Annotated in this window: 20 protein-coding genes; 9 read left to right on the plus strand and 11 right to left on the minus strand. The window is 42.3% G+C overall.

Annotated features, from left to right (window positions below; all coding sequences use genetic code 11):
• The first annotated feature begins 22 nt into the window (after positions 1 to 22).
• From BMY50_RS06755 to BMY50_RS06770, 4 genes are read left to right on the plus strand one after another with little or no spacing between them, the layout of a single operon-like run.
• Positions 23 to 763, plus strand: a complete 741-nt coding sequence (locus BMY50_RS06755) for an ImuA family protein (RefSeq protein WP_238383684.1) — start codon at positions 23 to 25, stop codon at positions 761 to 763.
• Positions 763 to 2,262 carry a Y-family DNA polymerase gene (locus BMY50_RS06760; RefSeq protein WP_093320788.1) on the plus strand — a complete coding sequence of 500 codons (1,500 nt, stop codon included), beginning with the start codon at positions 763 to 765 and terminating at the stop codon, positions 2,260 to 2,262. The genes BMY50_RS06755 and BMY50_RS06760 overlap by 1 nt, the downstream gene beginning before the upstream one ends.
• Complete coding sequence (locus BMY50_RS06765; RefSeq protein ID WP_317040811.1) at positions 2,246 to 5,503, plus strand: error-prone DNA polymerase; 3,258 nt, start codon at positions 2,246 to 2,248, stop codon at positions 5,501 to 5,503. Before BMY50_RS06760 ends, BMY50_RS06765 begins: the two co-directional genes overlap by 17 nt.
• 15 nt (positions 5,504 to 5,518) lie before the next feature.
• A complete protein-coding gene (locus BMY50_RS06770) occupies positions 5,519 to 6,112 on the plus strand; it encodes an alpha-ketoglutarate-dependent dioxygenase AlkB family protein (protein WP_093320793.1) in 594 nt (197 codons plus the stop codon).
• Positions 6,113 to 6,451: 339 nt separating this feature from the next.
• Here the strand turns inward: BMY50_RS06770 and BMY50_RS06775 are convergent, their stop codons facing one another.
• The 3 genes from BMY50_RS06775 to BMY50_RS06785 all read right to left on the minus strand — a co-directional run bounded on the left by BMY50_RS06775 (position 6,452) and on the right by BMY50_RS06785 (position 8,391).
• On the minus strand, positions 6,452 to 7,381 hold the full coding sequence (locus BMY50_RS06775) for a terpene synthase family protein (RefSeq protein ID WP_093320797.1): 930 nt from the start codon (positions 7,379 to 7,381) through the stop codon (positions 6,452 to 6,454).
• A 380-nt stretch (positions 7,382 to 7,761) separates the two neighbouring features.
• Complete coding sequence (locus BMY50_RS06780) at positions 7,762 to 8,094, minus strand: hypothetical protein (RefSeq protein ID WP_093320801.1); 333 nt, start codon at positions 8,092 to 8,094, stop codon at positions 7,762 to 7,764.
• Positions 8,095 to 8,154: 60 nt separating this feature from the next.
• Entirely contained in the window at positions 8,155 to 8,391 is a 237-nt protein-coding gene (locus BMY50_RS06785; RefSeq protein WP_093320804.1) for a hypothetical protein, read from the minus strand.
• 184 nt (positions 8,392 to 8,575) lie between these two features.
• Here BMY50_RS06785 and BMY50_RS06790 point away from each other — a divergent pair, with 184 nt between their 5' ends.
• On the plus strand, positions 8,576 to 9,133 hold the full coding sequence (locus BMY50_RS06790) for a hypothetical protein (RefSeq protein WP_139202222.1): 558 nt from the start codon (positions 8,576 to 8,578) through the stop codon (positions 9,131 to 9,133).
• 33 nt (positions 9,134 to 9,166) lie between these two features.
• Here BMY50_RS06790 and BMY50_RS06795 read toward each other — a convergent pair whose 3' ends face one another.
• From BMY50_RS06795 to BMY50_RS06805, 3 genes are all read right to left on the minus strand, one after another.
• On the minus strand, positions 9,167 to 9,613 hold the full coding sequence (locus tag BMY50_RS06795) for a S24 family peptidase (protein WP_139202223.1): 447 nt from the start codon (positions 9,611 to 9,613) through the stop codon (positions 9,167 to 9,169).
• 147 nt (positions 9,614 to 9,760) lie between these two features.
• A complete protein-coding gene (locus BMY50_RS06800; RefSeq protein ID WP_093320815.1) occupies positions 9,761 to 10,219 on the minus strand; it encodes a hypothetical protein in 459 nt (152 codons plus the stop codon).
• 44 nt (positions 10,220 to 10,263) lie between these two features.
• Entirely contained in the window at positions 10,264 to 10,749 is a 486-nt protein-coding gene (locus BMY50_RS06805) for an RpnC/YadD family protein (RefSeq protein ID WP_139202224.1), read from the minus strand.
• Positions 10,750 to 11,019: 270 nt separating this feature from the next.
• On the opposite strand from BMY50_RS06805, the gene BMY50_RS06810 reads away from it, so the two are divergent.
• From BMY50_RS06810 to BMY50_RS06825, 4 genes are all read left to right on the plus strand, one after another.
• Positions 11,020 to 11,613 carry an alpha-ketoglutarate-dependent dioxygenase AlkB family protein gene (locus BMY50_RS06810; protein WP_093320793.1) on the plus strand — a complete coding sequence of 198 codons (594 nt, stop codon included), beginning with the start codon at positions 11,020 to 11,022 and terminating at the stop codon, positions 11,611 to 11,613.
• 325 nt (positions 11,614 to 11,938) lie between these two features.
• Positions 11,939 to 12,514, plus strand: a complete 576-nt coding sequence (locus BMY50_RS06815) for a Crp/Fnr family transcriptional regulator (RefSeq protein ID WP_093320824.1) — start codon at positions 11,939 to 11,941, stop codon at positions 12,512 to 12,514.
• Positions 12,515 to 12,581: 67 nt separating this feature from the next.
• Positions 12,582 to 13,034 carry a carboxymuconolactone decarboxylase family protein gene (locus tag BMY50_RS06820; protein ID WP_093320828.1) on the plus strand — a complete coding sequence of 151 codons (453 nt, stop codon included), beginning with the start codon at positions 12,582 to 12,584 and terminating at the stop codon, positions 13,032 to 13,034.
• A 392-nt stretch (positions 13,035 to 13,426) separates the two neighbouring features.
• The gene (locus tag BMY50_RS06825; protein ID WP_162276547.1) at positions 13,427 to 13,903 is read left to right on the plus strand and encodes a GNAT family N-acetyltransferase; all 477 of its coding nucleotides are present in this window, start codon (positions 13,427 to 13,429) and stop codon (positions 13,901 to 13,903) included.
• Positions 13,904 to 13,947: 44 nt separating this feature from the next.
• Here BMY50_RS06825 and BMY50_RS06830 read toward each other — a convergent pair whose 3' ends face one another.
• From BMY50_RS06830 to BMY50_RS06850, 5 genes are all read right to left on the minus strand, one after another.
• Complete coding sequence (locus BMY50_RS06830) at positions 13,948 to 14,325, minus strand: phosphotransferase family protein (protein ID WP_093320838.1); 378 nt, start codon at positions 14,323 to 14,325, stop codon at positions 13,948 to 13,950.
• 38 nt (positions 14,326 to 14,363) lie between these two features.
• Positions 14,364 to 14,744, minus strand: coding sequence for an aminoglycoside phosphotransferase/kinase family protein (locus BMY50_RS06835; RefSeq protein ID WP_093320844.1), 381 nt, complete (start codon positions 14,742 to 14,744; stop codon positions 14,364 to 14,366).
• Between the two features lie 182 nt (positions 14,745 to 14,926).
• Positions 14,927 to 15,331, minus strand: coding sequence for a nuclear transport factor 2 family protein (locus BMY50_RS06840; protein ID WP_162276548.1), 405 nt, complete (start codon positions 15,329 to 15,331; stop codon positions 14,927 to 14,929).
• 124 nt (positions 15,332 to 15,455) lie between these two features.
• Positions 15,456 to 15,791, minus strand: coding sequence for a hypothetical protein (locus tag BMY50_RS06845; protein ID WP_093320860.1), 336 nt, complete (start codon positions 15,789 to 15,791; stop codon positions 15,456 to 15,458).
• A gap of 172 nt (positions 15,792 to 15,963) precedes the next feature.
• Positions 15,964 to 16,878 carry a helix-turn-helix domain-containing protein gene (locus BMY50_RS06850; protein ID WP_093320866.1) on the minus strand — a complete coding sequence of 305 codons (915 nt, stop codon included), beginning with the start codon at positions 16,876 to 16,878 and terminating at the stop codon, positions 15,964 to 15,966.
• Positions 16,879 to 16,944 lie beyond the last annotated feature (66 nt).

Raw genomic sequence — 16,944 nt, forward strand, 5'->3', positions numbered from 1 at the left:
AATGTAAAAATTAATTCGGGATATGGAGGCCATATTGGAAAAAAAGTTGAAAGTGGAGGAGCTGCGCAAAATGATTTTGGCAGCGGAGGGTTTTTCCATAGCGAGCGAAAGTGATAACCTGATCAAAAATATAGGCCCTATGGAGCAGGCTTTTCCTACGGGAACCTTCCCATTGGGCGCTATCCATGAATTTATCAGCAATGATGTAGAGCAGGCAGCTGCATCAACGGGTTTTATTTCCTGCCTCATCGCCCAATTGATGCAACAAAAAGGCCCCTGCCTCTGGGTGAGCATAGGCAACAGGCTCTTCCCGCCATCACTGGGGCGATTTGGGATTGCGCCCCACCGCATCATCTTTATCAATCTAAAACAGGAGAAAGATGCGCTGTGGGTAATTGAGGAGGCATTGAAATGCTCTTCATTGGCAGCCGTTGTGGGCGAGATTCGCGATTTGGACCTAACCGCCTCGCGCCGCTTGCAACTGGCCGTGGAGCAGAGCAGGGTAACGGGTTTTCTACATCGTTACCGACCCCGACGAGCGCAGAACCTGGCCTGCGTGTCACGCTGGCAGATACGCCCACTCAGCAGCCGCTTAGATGGCAAGCTGCCGGGCATTGGCCGCCCAACATGGCTGGTTGAACTGCAGAAAATACGCAATGGCAAGCCGGGTACCTGGCAGATAGAGTGGGTATCGGGCCGTTTCCATTATATGGACAAACCGGCACCGGCAAGAAAAGAAATATATACGAAAAAGGCGATGTGATGAAAAGATATGTTGCAATATGGTTCCGTCATTTGCTGACGGACCGACTGGCTAAACAGCAACCGGAATTAAAAGGGCTGCCCTTCGTACTGGCGGCACCGGAAAGGGGACGGATGATGATACAGGCCGTAAGCCCTGAAGCGGCCGTAGAAGGTATCAGGGTAAAAATGGTGCTGGCAGATGCTCGGGCGCTCTACCCCACCCTACAGGTATTTGATTTTGAACCCGAGGGAGCGGAAAAAATACTTCGCCGTCTGGCGGAATGGTGCCTGCGTTATGCACCGCTTGCCAGTGTTGATCTGCCGGATGGCCTACTGCTTGATGCCAGCGGTTGCGCGCACCTCTGGAAGGGTGAGAAGCCTTACTTGAGGGAGATCACGACAAAGTTAAGAAGCAGCGGTTATGACGTGAGGGTTGCCATGGCAGATACCGTGGGTGCTGCTTGGGCGATTGCCCGTTATGGAAAAGTAAGCCCTCTTGTTGCACCGGGCTGCCATGTGGAAGCGTTATTGCCCCTACCGCCTATCGCACTCCGCTTGGAAACAGCAATCGCGGAACGGATGCAAAAGTTGGGACTGGTACAGATTGGCGATTTTATACAAATGCCACGGGTAACATTACGCCGCCGCTTTGGCCAGCCGCTACTGGACCGTTTAGGGCAGGCAATGGGGACGATTTCGGAACGGCTGGAACCGATATGCCCGGTAGTGGTTTATCAGGAACGTCTGCCCTGCCTGGAACCTGTACGCACACGTAAGTCGATCGAGATTGCACTGGAAAGGTTATTGCAAACCTTAACGGACAAGCTTGCACAGGATAGCCAGGGCTTACGGAAAGCAGTGTTCAGGTCTTTTCGGCTGGACGGGAAAATCAAACAGGTTGAAATAGGCACCGGCCGTGCCTCACGCGATTGCCGCCACCTGTTCGGGCTGTTCAAAGAAAAGATCAGCACGATAGCGCCGGGGCTTGGCATTGAACTGTTCTTATTGGAAGCCCCGGTGGTGGAGCCGCTGGATGCCCAGCAGGAAAAACTATGGATTGATGGGGGTGCGTACCAGCAGGCAGCGGTTAGTAACCTGTTGGATCGAATAGCCGGTCGCGTAGGCTACGGATCCATCCGCCGCTATCTACCGGATGAACATCATTGGCCGGAACGTTCTATTAAATTGGCAACCTCCCTGGATGAGGAACCCGCGCGCAAGTGGCCAACTGGTGAACCAAGGCCAATTTATTTGTTGCCGAAACCGGAGCCTATCTTGGTGGCTGCGCCGATACCGGATTACCCGCCCATGTCTTTCACTTACAAGGGGAAAATCCATACTATCAGGAGAGCCGACGGACCGGAACGTATTGAACGGGAATGGTGGATTGAAATGGGACTGCAACGTGATTATTACCGCGTGGAAGATATGGAAGGGGCACGCTACTGGGTATTCCGCTCTGGGCATTACGATCAGGAGCAGGCACCGGAGTGGTTTATACATGGATTTTTTGCTTAAGGAAAGAGATATGGCTTATACGGAATTACAGGTAACCTCCAATTTTAGCTTCCTTCGTGGTGCTTCGCACCCCGAAGAACTGGTGGAACATGCGGCGCTATTGGGCTATAAGGCCTTGGCGATTACAGACCACAATACGCTGGCAGGTATTGTGCGTGCGCACAGTGCTGCTAAAAAACTGGGACTGCGTATCATCCCGGCCGCCAGACTGGACCTCCAGGATGGATCGCCGCTGCTTGCTTATCCAACTGATAAGGAGGCTTACGCCCGGCTATCCTCTTTACTTACTGAGGGAAACCGGCGTACTGAAAAAGGTAAATGTTTGTTGTACAAAGCGGATGTATTCCGTTATATGGAAGGGATTATTTTTATTGCCCTCCCTCCTCTCGAGCTGAATGAGTGCTTCGACTTTGAGGATGATTTTAAAAATGGACTGCAGGAATACCGGCAGCAGCTGGGCGGCCGGCTTTACCTCGCTGCCTCCTGGCTTTACCGGGGTAACGACGCCAAAAGGCTGTTTCGCCTGGCCGAGCTGGAAGAAAAACTGAACATACCACTGGTAGCTACCAATGATGTTCATTTTCATTGCCCGGAGAGAAGGCAATTACAGGATATTGTGACCTGCGTACGCGAGAAGAAAACCATCTATAATGCGGGATACCTGCTCTATCAGAATGCAGAACGTTATCTGAAACCGATGGAGGAAATGGATCGCCTTTTCAGGAAATATCCGCATGCTATTGAGAATACAGAAGTGATTGCAAATGCTTGCCAGTTCAGCTTAGATAGCCTAAAATATGTTTACCCGAAAGAAATTATGCCGGATGGGCGCACGCCGCTGGAGGAGCTGGAGCAGCTTGCCTGGAAGGGTGCACACGATTTTTTTGGTGAACAGCTGCCGGAGAAAATTTCAACGGCTATTGTACACGAGCTGAAGTTCATTAAGGAGATGGATTATGCGCCGTATTTTCTGACGGTTTATGATATTGTGCGTGAGGCACGATCGCGCGGTATCCTATGCCAGGGCCGTGGCTCGGCAGCTAATTCAACGATCTGTTTCTGTTTGGGCATCACCTCGGTGAATCCCACCAAGTTTGAACTGCTCTTTGAACGTTTCATTTCTTCTGCCCGTAATGAGCCGCCTGATATTGATGTTGATTTTGAACATGAACGGCGTGAAGAGATTATCCAGTATATTTATGAAAAGTATGGACGTGACCGTGCAGGTATCGTGGCCACAGTAACGCAGCTGCACCAGAAGGGTGCGGTGCGGGATGTGGCAAAGGCGATGGGCATGTCGGTAGATGCTATTAACCGGCTCTCGAGTTCTATATGGGAGTTTACGGATGAATGGTTTGATGGAAAAATCATCTCGGAACATGGTTTTAATGCAAAGGATCCACATCTCATAAAAGTGCTCGAGCTTACAAAGCAGTTTATGGGTTTCCCACGGCAGCTGGGCCAGCACACAGGTGGTTTTGTGATTACAGATGGTAAATTGAGTGACCTCTGCCCCATCATCAATGCCCGCATGGAAGACCGTACCAACATTGAATGGAACAAGGATGATATCGATGCACTGGGCTTTCTGAAGATTGATGTACTGGCCCTGGGTATGCTCACCTGTATCCGGAAGGCCTTTGATCTGGCCAAGCTACATCACGGGCTCGAGCTTACGTTGGCCAATGTTCCGCAGGATGACCCCGCAGTTTATGATATGATCAGCGCGGCGGATACCATCGGTGTGTTCCAGATTGAAAGCCGGGCGCAACAATCGATGTTGCCGCGTTTGCGGCCACGTAATTTCTACGACCTGGTGATTGAGGTGGCGATTGTGCGGCCAGGCCCTATCCAGGGAGACATGGTGCATCCCTATCTGCGTAGGCGCAACGGTGAGGAAGCGGTGGACTATCCTTCCCCAGAGCTGGAGAAGATATTGGGCAGAACACTGGGTGTACCGCTTTTTCAAGAGCAGGCCATGAAGATTGCAATCGTAGCCGCGGGCTTTACACCTGCCGAGGCAGATGAACTGCGCCGTAGCATGGCGACATTTAAGGCAAAGGGGCTTGTAAGTCGGTTTGAAAGGAAACTGATTGATGGGATGGTATCCAGGAATTATAAGCCCGAATTTGCCCAAAGGGTATTCCGACAGCTGGAAGGATTCGGCAGCTACGGTTTCCCGGAAAGCCATGCAGCAAGTTTCGCGCTTTTGGTGTATGTTTCTTGTTGGCTTAAACACCACCTGCCGGATGTTTTTGCAGCGGCACTGCTGAATAGCCAACCGATGGGCTTTTATGCACCGGCTCAGCTGGTGCGTGATGCACGTGAGCATGCCGTAGAGGTACGGCCTGTGGATGTAAACCTTTCGCAATGGGATAACACGCTGGAGGAAAAAACGGGCAAACATTGTGCAATGCGATTGGGCTTTCGGCAGGTCAAGGGCTTACGGCAGGAGGAAATGGAAGCACTTGTAGCGGGGCGCTGTAAGGCGTATACACATATTCATTTTCTGCTGGATGCGGGTGTTTCCATCGCATCATTGGAGCGCTTGGCCGATGCGGATGCTTTTCGCTCGATGGGTATGGACCGCAGGCAGGCACTGTGGGAAGTAACTGCGCTGAGCGACCGCCCTGTAGGCATCTTTGAGGGGCAGCCTACGGCCAGTGATATGGAAGAGAAAATACAACTGCCGAAGATGTCGCTATCTGAACATGTGGTGCAGGATTATGGTTCGCTGTCGCTTTCTCTGAAAGCGCATCCGGTAAGTTTTGTACGCAAGCAATTATACGATCGGGGCATTCTATCAACCAAAGAGCTGAATAGGTGGCCGGATGGCACTCCTGTAAGGGTAGCTGGATTGGTGCTGGTGCGGCAGCGGCCGGGGACGGCCGGCGGCGTGTGTTTTATTACGATCGAGGATGAAACAGGTGTGGCCAACCTGGTGGTTTTTGCCAGCTTATTTGAGCGTTACCGAAAGGAGATATTGTATTCGCAACTGCTGATGGTAGAAGGTAAGCTGCAACGCGAAGGACAGGTAACGCATGTGATTGCGAAAAAGCTTCACAACCTTTCGGGTTTGCTATCGTTACTGGGGCCGCAGGAACGAAAGCAGGCAGATTTACGCACGCTTGCCCCGGCAGATGAAAAAGGAGACGAAGTATACCCATCTAAAAACAAACGATCGCAGGTGCGGCATGATGGACAACTGGATCTCTTTGGCAAGGGACGTAATTTTAAGTAAAATAATAGAATATAGATGCAGCAGAAACTGTTTGACGATAGTGGGCAATTGGTGCTTCCAGAGGAACTGATGGATTATACACCTGATTTTTTAGAAAGGAAGGATGCCGATGAGCTGCTGAGGCTATTATTGAACAGGGTATCCTGGCAGCAAACGAAGGTAAAGATGTATGATAAGGAAGTGCTGACACCCAGGTTAACCGCATGGTACGGAGATCACCCGCTGCGGGCGGGAGACCAGCGCATACCTATCCCATGGATACCGGAATTAGAGGCGATTAAGCAACGGATTGAGGCATTTACTGGTATGGTATTCCAGGGTGTCTTGCTGAATCTTTACCGCGATGGTAATGATTCCGTGGCGTGGCATGCCGATAAGGATACCATACCGGGCCGCAAAACGGAAATAGCCTCCTTAAGCCTGGGAGCCGAGCGAAATTTTGATTTCCGAAAGAAGGATGAGCATATGAACCGCTATTCGATTAATCTGCAGCATGGTTCTTTACTGCTTATGAAAGGTGATCTGCAGCTTTACTGGGAACATAGGATAGCTAAATCGAACGCTATTACAAGTCCCAGGATAAATCTCACGTTTAGAAAGGTGATGTGAATATTCGAAAAAGCAGACGGATGGTTTGTCATAAGCGCAAAAAAAGTAGGCAATGTTTGAGAAAATACTGCCTACCTATTGTCAGCTTTAATTTAACTACAAGCCATTTAAGTAATTTACTTAAATAGCCGGATGGAGCTTGCTGTGTCAAAAATTTACATTTCGCTGTGTGGATAGAAGTGAAATTTTTGACATGGACGTTTCATCATACAGATCAAACTTAATATCTTTCCATTCTTCATCACTTTGTATTTGATGACCATAAGGGAAGTTAGCGATCAAGTTGCCAAACTATTAGAATATCATAGATCAGTCAGGCATATATGTAGCAAGATCGGATTATTGCAATTCTACCTCGTACCTGCTGGCCTGACGAATCCAGATTAAATGTCCATGAATCATCAGTTCGATGCTGGAAACATAGCGTTCAACATCTTCATTATGCTCATGAAAATCAGGCAACTTGGATCGCAGCCTTAGAAACTCCATCAAGTGATCGTCATGCAACTGTATTGCTGCTTTTAAAGCAGACTCCAAGGTACAATTTCGTGTATGCTGTATAACAAGTACCAAGTTTAACGTTTCGTTATCATTTTTCTCTTTTTCCATCGAGTAAATATCATTTGCCCAGCCCATAAGGTAACCTGAAAGCTTAATAATTCGCTGTATAGTAGGGTGCAAATAAATTTCATATGGCAAAATAGTGCATGATGCTACTTCTGTAAGATCACACAAGGCTTGTCCACCCATCGTTTTATCTCTTATATCGATATACTCTTCAACAGAAGGATAAATATTTTTGAAGTTGTAATAGGCCTCAGACATAATTCCTTCAAAAAACAGACGGTTATGCCATAGATAACGATCTACCCATTCAGGCGGTGCAAACCGCCGCAATTCATCTGTCGCAATACCAAATTGGCGTACAATTTCATTATCCTCAGGCGTGATGGCGGCCCCTTTCCAAACATCGTCAATACGCATCGTCACTCGCACAAGTTCTTTTAAGGGCAGTTTTGTATGATGGTCGTCGTGAAGAAAGCCTCCCAGGAACCATCTAGCCATAGGGATTAGCCGTTCATAGGGGGCATCCGGCCAATTGGATGCTACCCAATGGCCGACTCTTATTTTTTGCTCCTTTTGTCTGAAAGATTCCGGTAAAAAGTGACAATCGTCTAACCAAAGATTTACCTGGTTTTCCAATACTACTGCTTGGGGATGAACACGGCCTTCAAATGGATAAGTCAGCAACGATTTTAGATTTTTCATAGATATTTATATATAATGACTAGAATTAGAAACTAATTAGTGTAATACTTCTAATGTAATGCTATTTCCCATTATTTCTATTTAGGTACTTGGCACGATTCATTTCCGCTAAGCAAGCGCAGAATGTTTTTCACAATAGTTTTCCTTTTTTTTGCTCACAAGACCAATTTTTGATCGAAAAGTTCACTCTGAAACAAGATGATTTTAAAAAAAAATGAACAATTTGAACAGGTGCCCAGTTACCATTTCTTGTTCAGAGGAACTAGTAATCACCTCGATCAACGTTATGGTGCAACCAACTGCGTGTCGTACCCGATAGTCGTACCCTGGGACCAGTGTTGTCAACTTGCTCTGTCATGCCAGGTGCACCAATAGTGAATTTAATAAAGATAATCTGTAAGGAGGCACTCATAATAAGTGGCATAATCATTATACCGTAGATTGGCAAATACACCTGGAACTATTTTTTCAGGGAAATAAAATTGTGCCACATAGTTTATATCTATATTACGCACCAGGACATTGGCATTTCGTTCCGTTGCAATGTTTTCCTGCAAGCGATCAAAAGGCACCGTATTGTTTCGGTTTTCCTCTACCTTGCGGAAATAATTTTTAGATTCAGGACTCTCCTGATATTTCTCATCGCCGCGATTAATATCCTGTGCAAAGTATTTGTATATTGTTTCCAAGTATTTTTGATTATGCCTTAACATGTCATTCAATTTTTACTAATTACGGAGTTTCTTTTCATCTTGCATAATTTATAACAGCTATCAGCAACCTTTCCCGGACGTGGAATTGGTATACACTGCTGGTTTCGCTTTGGCAGGATTTGTACTGTTACTTACCGTTACACTCAAACTGGGGACAACGCCTTCATGGTTGTTTTCATAAACCCTGAACATACCCTCCAGCGCAATAAAATTGAAATAATACTTCATGTTCTGGACAAAAATTGCCTGATATTTCGATTGCGCAATGAGTGGATCAAAAAAATCCTGTCCATGCATAAGATTGGTTACCTGACTGGCATAATGATAAGATTCGGTTTTTTATTAAAATTAAGCATGAAATATGTATTGAATATTAATTAATTATAATATAATTAACTGTGGTTTTAAGCGCAGAATCTTGTGTACCGGAAGCTATGCTAAGTGCATTCAGCGGCTCGGCCTGCTATTAAAAAATTAAGCTATGAAAACAAAATCAATATTTAGTCTATTTGCGATGTTAACAATTATTTTTCCTGTAATGGGACAGATACAGGTGAACACAAATTCGAAAGTTGAAAAAGGTACACAAGAGAATTACTTATTAAAAAAAGAGGGTAAAAACGATAAAGGTGATGAACTTATTAGTGTAGGTAATGCGAAGAATAAATGGGAAAACGAACCTTTGGTAATACCGCAAGCACTTCGACATCCCGGCTATGATAATCCTTCGATATTTTATCGAGTAGATTTCAAGGCGATCCGAAGTTTGATCGCTCCAATCATATTGGCGAAAACAAAAAATGATGAAGAATTACTGATGATCGATTATTATTTTACTCCGGACGGGATACCTAAAGAAGTAGTCTTTGTTACCAACGAATCGACGGGCTTAAGTGTACGAGATTTTGAAAAAATGGAAAAAGCTATTCTAACAAATGTAAGGATATCCCCTAGACGCAGTGATTTCAATCCTTTTAAGGGCGTTCCTTTTGTTAAGATATCAGATATGTTCCGCGTCGTCCAATTGCGCGAACTATAGCAGAAGGCTTTTCCTCGTATATAATATGATTTTTTAGCCTTGCCTTTTATTATGGCAAGGTTTTTTATTTATCGCCAAAAAGTCTGGGAAGCCGCCCTTGTTTTGGAACAATAGCTGCTTTTGCATCTTGACAATAAGTTGTTTGATCTCTTGTAAATCAGTTTCTGGCGCAGGCAAACTATCTGTCTGGTGTTTAACATACTGCCAGATTTCAAGCGCTTCATTCACCGGTACCGTATAAAGTTGGTAATCCTTATTGAGAGAGCGGAGCAATACCGTGCCATTCTTCTGCAGGTTTACCTGCTTGAACACAAAGTCCTGCTCGCCCTTTAAAATCACAATACAAGGTGTATCGGGCTTTAGCGTCTTCCAATCCTGTATATAACGGGCTACTACATCGCTTCCTTCAGGTATGGGCAACATGGAATCACCTGTGGTAGGGAACATGCGGTAGGTGCCTCCACGAGACAAATTGGGCATTGAAAATTTGGGTAGAGTTTTAGGAAAAACCTGCTCTTAACGAAATTTGGATGCGTCGGTTCCCATAAGAACTATAGAAGTACCTTTAAAAAGAAAAGCTATCCCTCAAACCAAGGAATAGCTTTACTATATATTTATGTGAATCTTTTAATTTTTCTTCTTAGCCAAATCGGCACGGACTTTTTGGACGAAGTCAACTGTGACCTCAGCGGCCTTTGCCGCCTGCTCATCTGTAAAGCCAAAGTCCAAAATCAGATTGCTGACAACCTCATATTTAGTTTCCAACACCTTTTTACGTTCTTCTGCCAGCAGTTTCTCCGAATTTGCTCGTTCAGTTTTAACGCCCAGCATTACACCTTCATTTTTCGCTTTTTCCAATAAATATTCTCTGGTTCCCACAGTGATACTCCTTCCTAATTTGTTTTCTACTTCTTCTTCAAAGATACGCAACATTTGCGGATTTTCAAAGCTTACATAATAGGCAAGAAAATCGTATATGCCTTGTCGCACAGATTTTTCCATCTTCCGCTTCATCATTTCATCGTACAAATCAAGCTTGATGGTTTTCAATTCTTCGTCGGTTATATCCTTGTGCCTGATAGCCATTAAAGAGGTCAGTACAACCACGGCAAATGGATTCAGGTTGGTTCTTAAAAATGTTCATCCTGATTCAATATTTTATAACAATTGAATTCATATGTTAATCTTGTACCCATAAATTCCTGGGTGTAAACCGAGGGATAGTAATTTTTGCTCCCATCGGCCAATATCGCTACAGCCGTAATCGGCACCTTATATTTATCATATATTTTATAGAAATACTCAAACATTCTGGCAGCCAAATCTCCTTTACCTTTTCTTGATTGTACCTCAATGTGGCAAAGGATGAATTTTTCACCTCCCTCTTTCAGATGAACTTTTACCAGTTTGTCTACATATCTGAACCCTTTATTGTTAGGTTCAGGAGGAAAGAGCGTTTCAAATTCCTTGTCGAGATATTCAAATTCTTTATCCAGATCAAAGACTTCTTCGGCATTTGGAAAAAAGAATGTAAGAAAATGGGAGAAAGTCTGTTCCAAGATAGATTTCCAGATAGGATCATCAATGCTTTTGGCAATAGGTCTCTTTTTAGGCATTTTAAGGTTCCTTTTTGAAGGTTTTTCGGTTCCCCCAAAGATACAAAATTCTGCCAAAACCTCTAAATTTGGAACGAGTAAAAATCTGCGCCGACTGAAATCTGCTAACGAAGCACTTATCAGAAACACACTAGTTGTGCTTATCCGACCATGGCCGTGTAAAACGTCCGGAGCGCATAATCGTACGCTTCACTGGGTTAAGAGCTTGCTTAAAGAGATGATTCTGTTTCCCACTGTTGATAAATTTTAAGTAAAAATAATAGAATATAGATGCAGCAGAAACTGTTTGACGATAGTGGGCAATTGGTGCTTCCAGAGGAACTGATGGATTATACACCTGATTTTTTAGAAAGGAAGGATGCCGATGAGCTGCTGAGGCTTTTATTGAACAGGGTATCCTGGCAGCAAACGAAGGTAAAGATGTATGATAAGGAAGTGCTGACACCCAGGTTAACCGCATGGTACGGAGATCACCCGCTGCGGGCTGGAGACCAGCGCATACCTATCCCGTGGATACCCGAATTAGAGGCGATTAAGCAACGGATTGAGGCATTTACTGGTATGGTATTCCAGGGTGTCCTGCTGAATCTTTACCGCGATGGTAATGATTCCGTGGCGTGGCATGCCGATAAGGATACGATACCTGGCCGCAAAACGGAAATAGCCTCCTTAAGCCTGGGAGCCGAGCGAAATTTTGATTTCCGAAAGAAGGATGAGCATATGAACCGCTATTCGATTAATCTGCAGCATGGTTCTTTACTGCTTATGAAAGGCGATCTGCAGCTTTACTGGGAACATAGGATAGCGAAATCGAACGCTATTACAAGTCCCAGGATAAATCTCACGTTTAGAAAGGTGATGTGAATGTTTGAAAAAGCAGACGGATGGTTTGTCATAAGCGCAAAAAAAGTTCCGGGGAAGGCTACAATACAGTGAATTAGATGATTTATTATAAGAGAATTGCTTCTTAACTTCATAACAATGGATAATCCTATTTCAAAAACCATCTATTTAACCAAATGTATTTGAAACTGTCATTTTCCACCGACCTCTATCATTTACCAACTATATTTCTAATCTTGAATATAGGTAGGGTTTGGCTTTGAGAGGTAGAATTTGGCTCAAGGGAATTAATAATGAAGGATTTAATTTGTATTTTTGATACTTACAATACATTTACTAACATTTAATGTCTTTAATATTTCAGCAACATATAGAAAAGTTCGTTCAAATTTCCAGTGACGAATTTGAAGAAATCAAAAAATTCTTTGACACGAAAGAGGTGGCTAAAAAAGAAAATCTATTGGAGGAAGGGCAGATTTGCAGGTATCATTATTTTGTATTGACTGGCTTACTAAGAAAATTTTACATCAACGAGAAAGGAATAGAACAAACCACCGAATTTGCCATTGAAACTTGGTGGCTTACCGACAACTTCGCCTATGAACGCAATATCCCAACAGAATTCTATATTCAAGCAGTAGAAAAATCTCTAGTTCTTTATATCACTCAAGAGAAACAGGAAAAGCTACTTGAGAAATTTCCGGTAATGGAACGCTATTTCCGTTTTGTTTACCAGCGTGCCTTCGCAGCAGCTCAAAAACGCATTCAATTTCTTTTTTCATTTTCGAAAGAAGAATTTTATTTCCAGGCGGTCAAAAATCATCCCGATTTTGTACAACGTGTTCCTCAATATTTAATCGCTTCCTATCTGGGTTTTACTCCCGAATATTTAAGCGAAATACGCAAGAGGCTTCGTTCTTAAACCAGTTTAAGTTTTTTCATTTTGTTATTATCCAATTTTGCATTGAACAATTAAAAAAAATAATACAATGCAAAAACGATTTAACATTAAAGAAGTTGCACCAAATGCACTAAAAGCGATGGTTGGTTTAGAAACGTATCTTTCAAAGGCTTCCATATCTAAGACAACCAAAGAACTCATAAAAATACGTGCTTCACAAATTAACGGTTGTGCCTATTGTATTAACATTCATACTCAAGATGCCATTAAAAATGGCGAAACTAATCAGCGTATTTTTCTACTGAATGCATGGAGAGAAGCTGAGAGTATTTTTACAGAAGAAGAAAAAATAGTGTTGGCAATAACGGAAGAAATAACATTAATCCATCAAAATGGATTGTCAGATGAAACCTATTCCAATGCTTTGCAATTTTTTAGCGAAGCGCAAATTGCAGATATTATAACTGCCGTTATTACCATCAATCTTTGGAACAGGGTTGTATTAAGTACTCACCTGCTTATAGGACAAAGTCTTGCATAAGAGCCTTGTAAAAAACACAGGTCCTGAGCTCCTGTAATTTTTTCAGTGTAATTTTCCGATTTCGCCATTGTTACCATGATTTCCTATATCGGACTAAGTTGAAAGGTGCAAAGTCAGTAAACCGAAAATATTTGGGGATAAAAATTCGCTTCACAAGAAGATTATTGTCAACAAAACGAACGGATTGTTTGGGATTAGTGCAAAAATAGAATTAACAACATTAAATAATACAACTATGTGGACAAAAGAGAATATGCCAACCGCAGTTTAAGGGACTACCTTAAACAATACCTGAGAAACGGATGTTATGAACCAAATAACGTCAAGAGTATCTTACTATGCCGCCAAAAAAAAATAACCCAAAGAGAATTTGCGGTGTTGATAAAAATAGTATGAATAATAAAATTATATATAACACCAACGATTGTGCTAACGATCTTCTTAAGGAAATGCAGAAGCTATATGTAGATGCTATACAAAATGTTTGCTCAAACGAATATGATCAGGAGCAACGAAATGCTTGGGCAGCAAGCGTTGATAACATTGATAGGTGGCTGAAGATAATAAACGACCAATTGGTAGTAACTGCAAGGTGTGATCAGACGCTTGTTGGATTTGCAACCCTTGATGGCGATTATATAGATATGCTATTTGTTCATATGGACTACCAAAGAAGAGGCGTAGCCCAGGCATTGTACGGCATTTTAGAGAAGGTTGCACTAACGACAGGCGTGAGTAGCATTTATTCGCATGTGAGCAAAACAGCGCTCGGCTTTTTTCTAAAACAGAAGTTTAAAATAGAAATGGAACAGATAGTAGAAGTCAAGAACGTCGAGATGACTAATTTCATCATGCGTAAGTATTTCTAATAAGTTCGGCTATTATGAGTAGATGTAAATTAGCAAACAATCGTTTACTGGGAGATCAATTTAATTATAAAAAGTGAATAATGTTCTTTCAATAACTTTTTTAGCAGTTGCAAATGTCTTCGGATAGTTGCCTTCCCGTGTAAAAACTCCGTCATCGACAGTAAATAAAGAACTCTGGCTTTATATTGCCAATTAGACTCTAAAACACCTCCCTGCTCCAGGTATGCCGCTACTAAGTGCTTTTGATATGCTGGCATCTCATCCTCAAATCTAAAAAAATTACCAAAATCAACGAGGGGCGAACCGGAAAAGGCATATTCCCAATCGAGAATGCCACTCACTTGCCACTTCCATCCATATTTGTGTACTAAGATATTCTTTTGGTTAACGTCACTATGAACAAGTGAGGCCCCATTTTGAATGCCCTAAATGCTCTTTCGATTGTCTAGAATGAATTTTCTTAAGCTATCATATGTTGTATGGGGTAACCAGTTGGCCAAATTTTACTTTCAAGGAGTTTCAACATATAACCATAACTATTCTTATGATTAATGATATGTCCATGGATTTTCGGTATTGGAACATGTCTGTTCAGCCCATTTAATAAGGCTAGTTCTGTTTCGACACGGAACTTATCAGTCGAAATTCTCAGTACAAAAGACTTTTTCTGAATGGTGTCAACCTTAAGATTGACATTGCTAAAACCTCCATTAAGCACCTCAATAGTCTCAACGTCACTAATTGAGAAATCTGCTAAAATAGCCGTAATTTCAGTTCTATCAACATGCTCCGTTGAATTTTTTTTATCAAATTTCTCTGCATAACGGTCAACATCCTTCATTTGTATTTTCCTTTTATAGCTTATTTGTAAAACCGGAAAGTTTTCGTGTCTCTTTCGCACTCGGTAACCGAAGCGGATATATTAAACTAAAGCTGCCCTTTGCTGTTCGTGTCGTTACCATCGTTTTTTGGACAAGCACACTATTTATTCTGCCCTACAAACGGGCAGCTATTCGACAAGTTTCACAAAACCGGAGTCAGCGCGACCGAGACAGCATAACTGTCTTCCAACAACCTGTACTTTATAATTTCATCATTTTCAACTGTCAGTTGTATGAAGAATAAAGAGTTAACTACTTTGCAAGTTTTAAGCATTTTTGTCGAAAATTCCCCTGCTATAATGGCTTTTTTCCCGTCGATAAAGATATTGTCAATATTAGCAGAAAGCGGCTCCGTATTTTGCCATAGCAATTGATAAAATTCTAAGACTTCTTCCCTACTCCTTCTTTTGCCAAGCCACAACACATTGTTTTTATCACCGGGTATGTCCCAGTCAACATTGTTAGCAAAAAGGGCAGTCAAATTTTTCAAATCTCTCTCGGTAAGATATTGCAAAAACTTTTGAACTGTGTTTTGTGTATTGTTCATTGTTTGGTAGCTTTTTATAGTTTCTATCGTTTTGTGGAACGCTATTATCGTTCTATGCAAAAGGTATTCCCTCATAAGAAAATGTGCCGGAATTTTTAAGATTTGGCTGAATTTACTTATTTGGTTAATAAAAGCGTGACATATCTAATATAAACCAAAAGCCAATGAGTGCTACCATGCTCGCTGTTGATAAAAAATAATTTCCCATTTTACGCATACCTGTAGATCGTGTCATTTCCCTTTCTTTTGCGTATTTATAATAGTATGTGAGACCTATTGTATGGGTTACACCTGCAATGATAAGTAATACAAGCGGTATAAGGCGCCAATCGATTGTGAAAGTGTCAATTTTCACAATACACCATAAGGCCTGAATAGCCAGAATGGGGTAAAAGCTGAAAAGCTTGATTTTCTGGAATTTACTAAAAGGTAGGACTTCTTTCTTGTCGCTTGTTTCCATAATACTAAGGTATAAATTAAAAATCGAATAAGAAAACAAGCGCCAATATTCAAAACCAGGGAAAGGGAGAATCTTCGAAGGCGTATTCCAATTAGATTTAGGTTGATAGTTCCCAAAGATTTATTTAGGCAAAATCATGGACACAATATTTTAAAGCGACCAGAAGTTATACTTAATTAAAGGATTTCCTAAAATCTAAAGGAGATAAGTTTGTTTTTGCCTTGAATAGTTTGGTAAATGATGATGGATGCCCAAACCCCAATTCATATGCAACTTCGCTTACTGACAAATTTGTGGTTGATAGTTTTTCTTTCGCTACCTCAATGACTTTCTGATGGATAAGGCTTAACGCCTTTTGCCCTGTTAGGGATCGTACCATATCGCTTAAATAGCTTGGTGAAACGTTCATCTTTTCCGCAAGATACTGTACCGTTGGTGTTCCGGTATTCAGCGTCTTGTTGCTGAAATAATCGTCCAGAATATCCTCCAATGTTTGAACTAAATCACTGTTAATTGATTTTCTTGTAATAAATTGCCTTTTATAAAACCGGTTAGCATAAGTAAGAAGTAACTCAATTTGAGAAATGATTACATCCTGACTGAGGTCATCTATTCTATTGCTTAATTCTTCCTCTATCTCTTTTAAAATGGTTTCTATCGTGGTTTTTTCCTTTTCGGATAGATGGAGTGCTTCGTTGGTATTATATGAGAAAAAGCCATACTGCTTAATTTTTTTTGCCAATGGATAGCTCAATAAAAAGTCAGGATGCACAAGCAAGGTGTATAGAGACCATTCTTCTGCAAAGTCATAACTACATTTGCCAATAATTTGATTGGGTGCTATAAAGGTCATACCGCCTTCAGCGTAATCGTAATGACACTGTCCGTATTTGGATAAACCACTTAATCCTACGCCAAAAGAAATACGGTAAAAATTCGACAGAACGGAACCTGTAAATTTGTTTTCGGGAGTGCGGTTTTTTGGCCAATTAATAAGACTGATAAGTGGATGTTGGGGTGCAGGAAGATCGTGATCCCGATGTATATCGGATAACGATCTGATATTAATTGAATTTGACTTTTTCATCTGTATATAATTATTGATATATTGTTTATTTATAGCGGAATCAATGAGATCGCTTCGCTAAGTTTG

The organism is Olivibacter domesticus, assembly GCF_900109575.1.
Lineage (GTDB): Bacteria > Bacteroidota > Bacteroidia > Sphingobacteriales > Sphingobacteriaceae > Olivibacter > Olivibacter domesticus.

What these genes read in the sequence shown, in the direction of transcription:
- BMY50_RS06755 (WP_238383684.1), top strand. Translation starts at nt 23, where the DNA reads ATGGAGGCCATATTGGAAAAAAAGTTGAAAGTGGAGGAGCTGCGCAAA.
- BMY50_RS06760 (WP_093320788.1), top strand. Translation starts at nt 763, where the DNA reads ATGAAAAGATATGTTGCAATATGGTTCCGTCATTTGCTGACGGACCGA.
- BMY50_RS06765 (WP_317040811.1), top strand. Translation starts at nt 2,246, where the DNA reads ATGGATTTTTTGCTTAAGGAAAGAGATATGGCTTATACGGAATTACAG.
- BMY50_RS06770 (WP_093320793.1), top strand. Translation starts at nt 5,519, where the DNA reads ATGCAGCAGAAACTGTTTGACGATAGTGGGCAATTGGTGCTTCCAGAG.
- BMY50_RS06775 (WP_093320797.1), bottom strand. Translation starts at nt 7,381, where the DNA reads ATGAAAAATCTAAAATCGTTGCTGACTTATCCATTTGAAGGCCGTGTT.
- BMY50_RS06780 (WP_093320801.1), bottom strand. Translation starts at nt 8,094, where the DNA reads ATGTTAAGGCATAATCAAAAATACTTGGAAACAATATACAAATACTTT.
- BMY50_RS06785 (WP_093320804.1), bottom strand. Translation starts at nt 8,391, where the DNA reads ATGCATGGACAGGATTTTTTTGATCCACTCATTGCGCAATCGAAATAT.
- BMY50_RS06790 (WP_139202222.1), top strand. Translation starts at nt 8,576, where the DNA reads ATGAAAACAAAATCAATATTTAGTCTATTTGCGATGTTAACAATTATT.
- BMY50_RS06795 (WP_139202223.1), bottom strand. Translation starts at nt 9,613, where the DNA reads ATGCCCAATTTGTCTCGTGGAGGCACCTACCGCATGTTCCCTACCACA.
- BMY50_RS06800 (WP_093320815.1), bottom strand. Translation starts at nt 10,219, where the DNA reads ATGGCTATCAGGCACAAGGATATAACCGACGAAGAATTGAAAACCATC.
- BMY50_RS06805 (WP_139202224.1), bottom strand. Translation starts at nt 10,749, where the DNA reads ATGCCTAAAAAGAGACCTATTGCCAAAAGCATTGATGATCCTATCTGG.
- BMY50_RS06810 (WP_093320793.1), top strand. Translation starts at nt 11,020, where the DNA reads ATGCAGCAGAAACTGTTTGACGATAGTGGGCAATTGGTGCTTCCAGAG.
- BMY50_RS06815 (WP_093320824.1), top strand. Translation starts at nt 11,939, where the DNA reads ATGTCTTTAATATTTCAGCAACATATAGAAAAGTTCGTTCAAATTTCC.
- BMY50_RS06820 (WP_093320828.1), top strand. Translation starts at nt 12,582, where the DNA reads ATGCAAAAACGATTTAACATTAAAGAAGTTGCACCAAATGCACTAAAA.
- BMY50_RS06825 (WP_162276547.1), top strand. Translation starts at nt 13,427, where the DNA reads ATGAATAATAAAATTATATATAACACCAACGATTGTGCTAACGATCTT.
- BMY50_RS06835 (WP_093320844.1), bottom strand. Translation starts at nt 14,744, where the DNA reads ATGAAGGATGTTGACCGTTATGCAGAGAAATTTGATAAAAAAAATTCA.
- BMY50_RS06840 (WP_162276548.1), bottom strand. Translation starts at nt 15,331, where the DNA reads ATGAACAATACACAAAACACAGTTCAAAAGTTTTTGCAATATCTTACC.
- BMY50_RS06845 (WP_093320860.1), bottom strand. Translation starts at nt 15,791, where the DNA reads ATGGAAACAAGCGACAAGAAAGAAGTCCTACCTTTTAGTAAATTCCAG.
- BMY50_RS06850 (WP_093320866.1), bottom strand. Translation starts at nt 16,878, where the DNA reads ATGAAAAAGTCAAATTCAATTAATATCAGATCGTTATCCGATATACAT.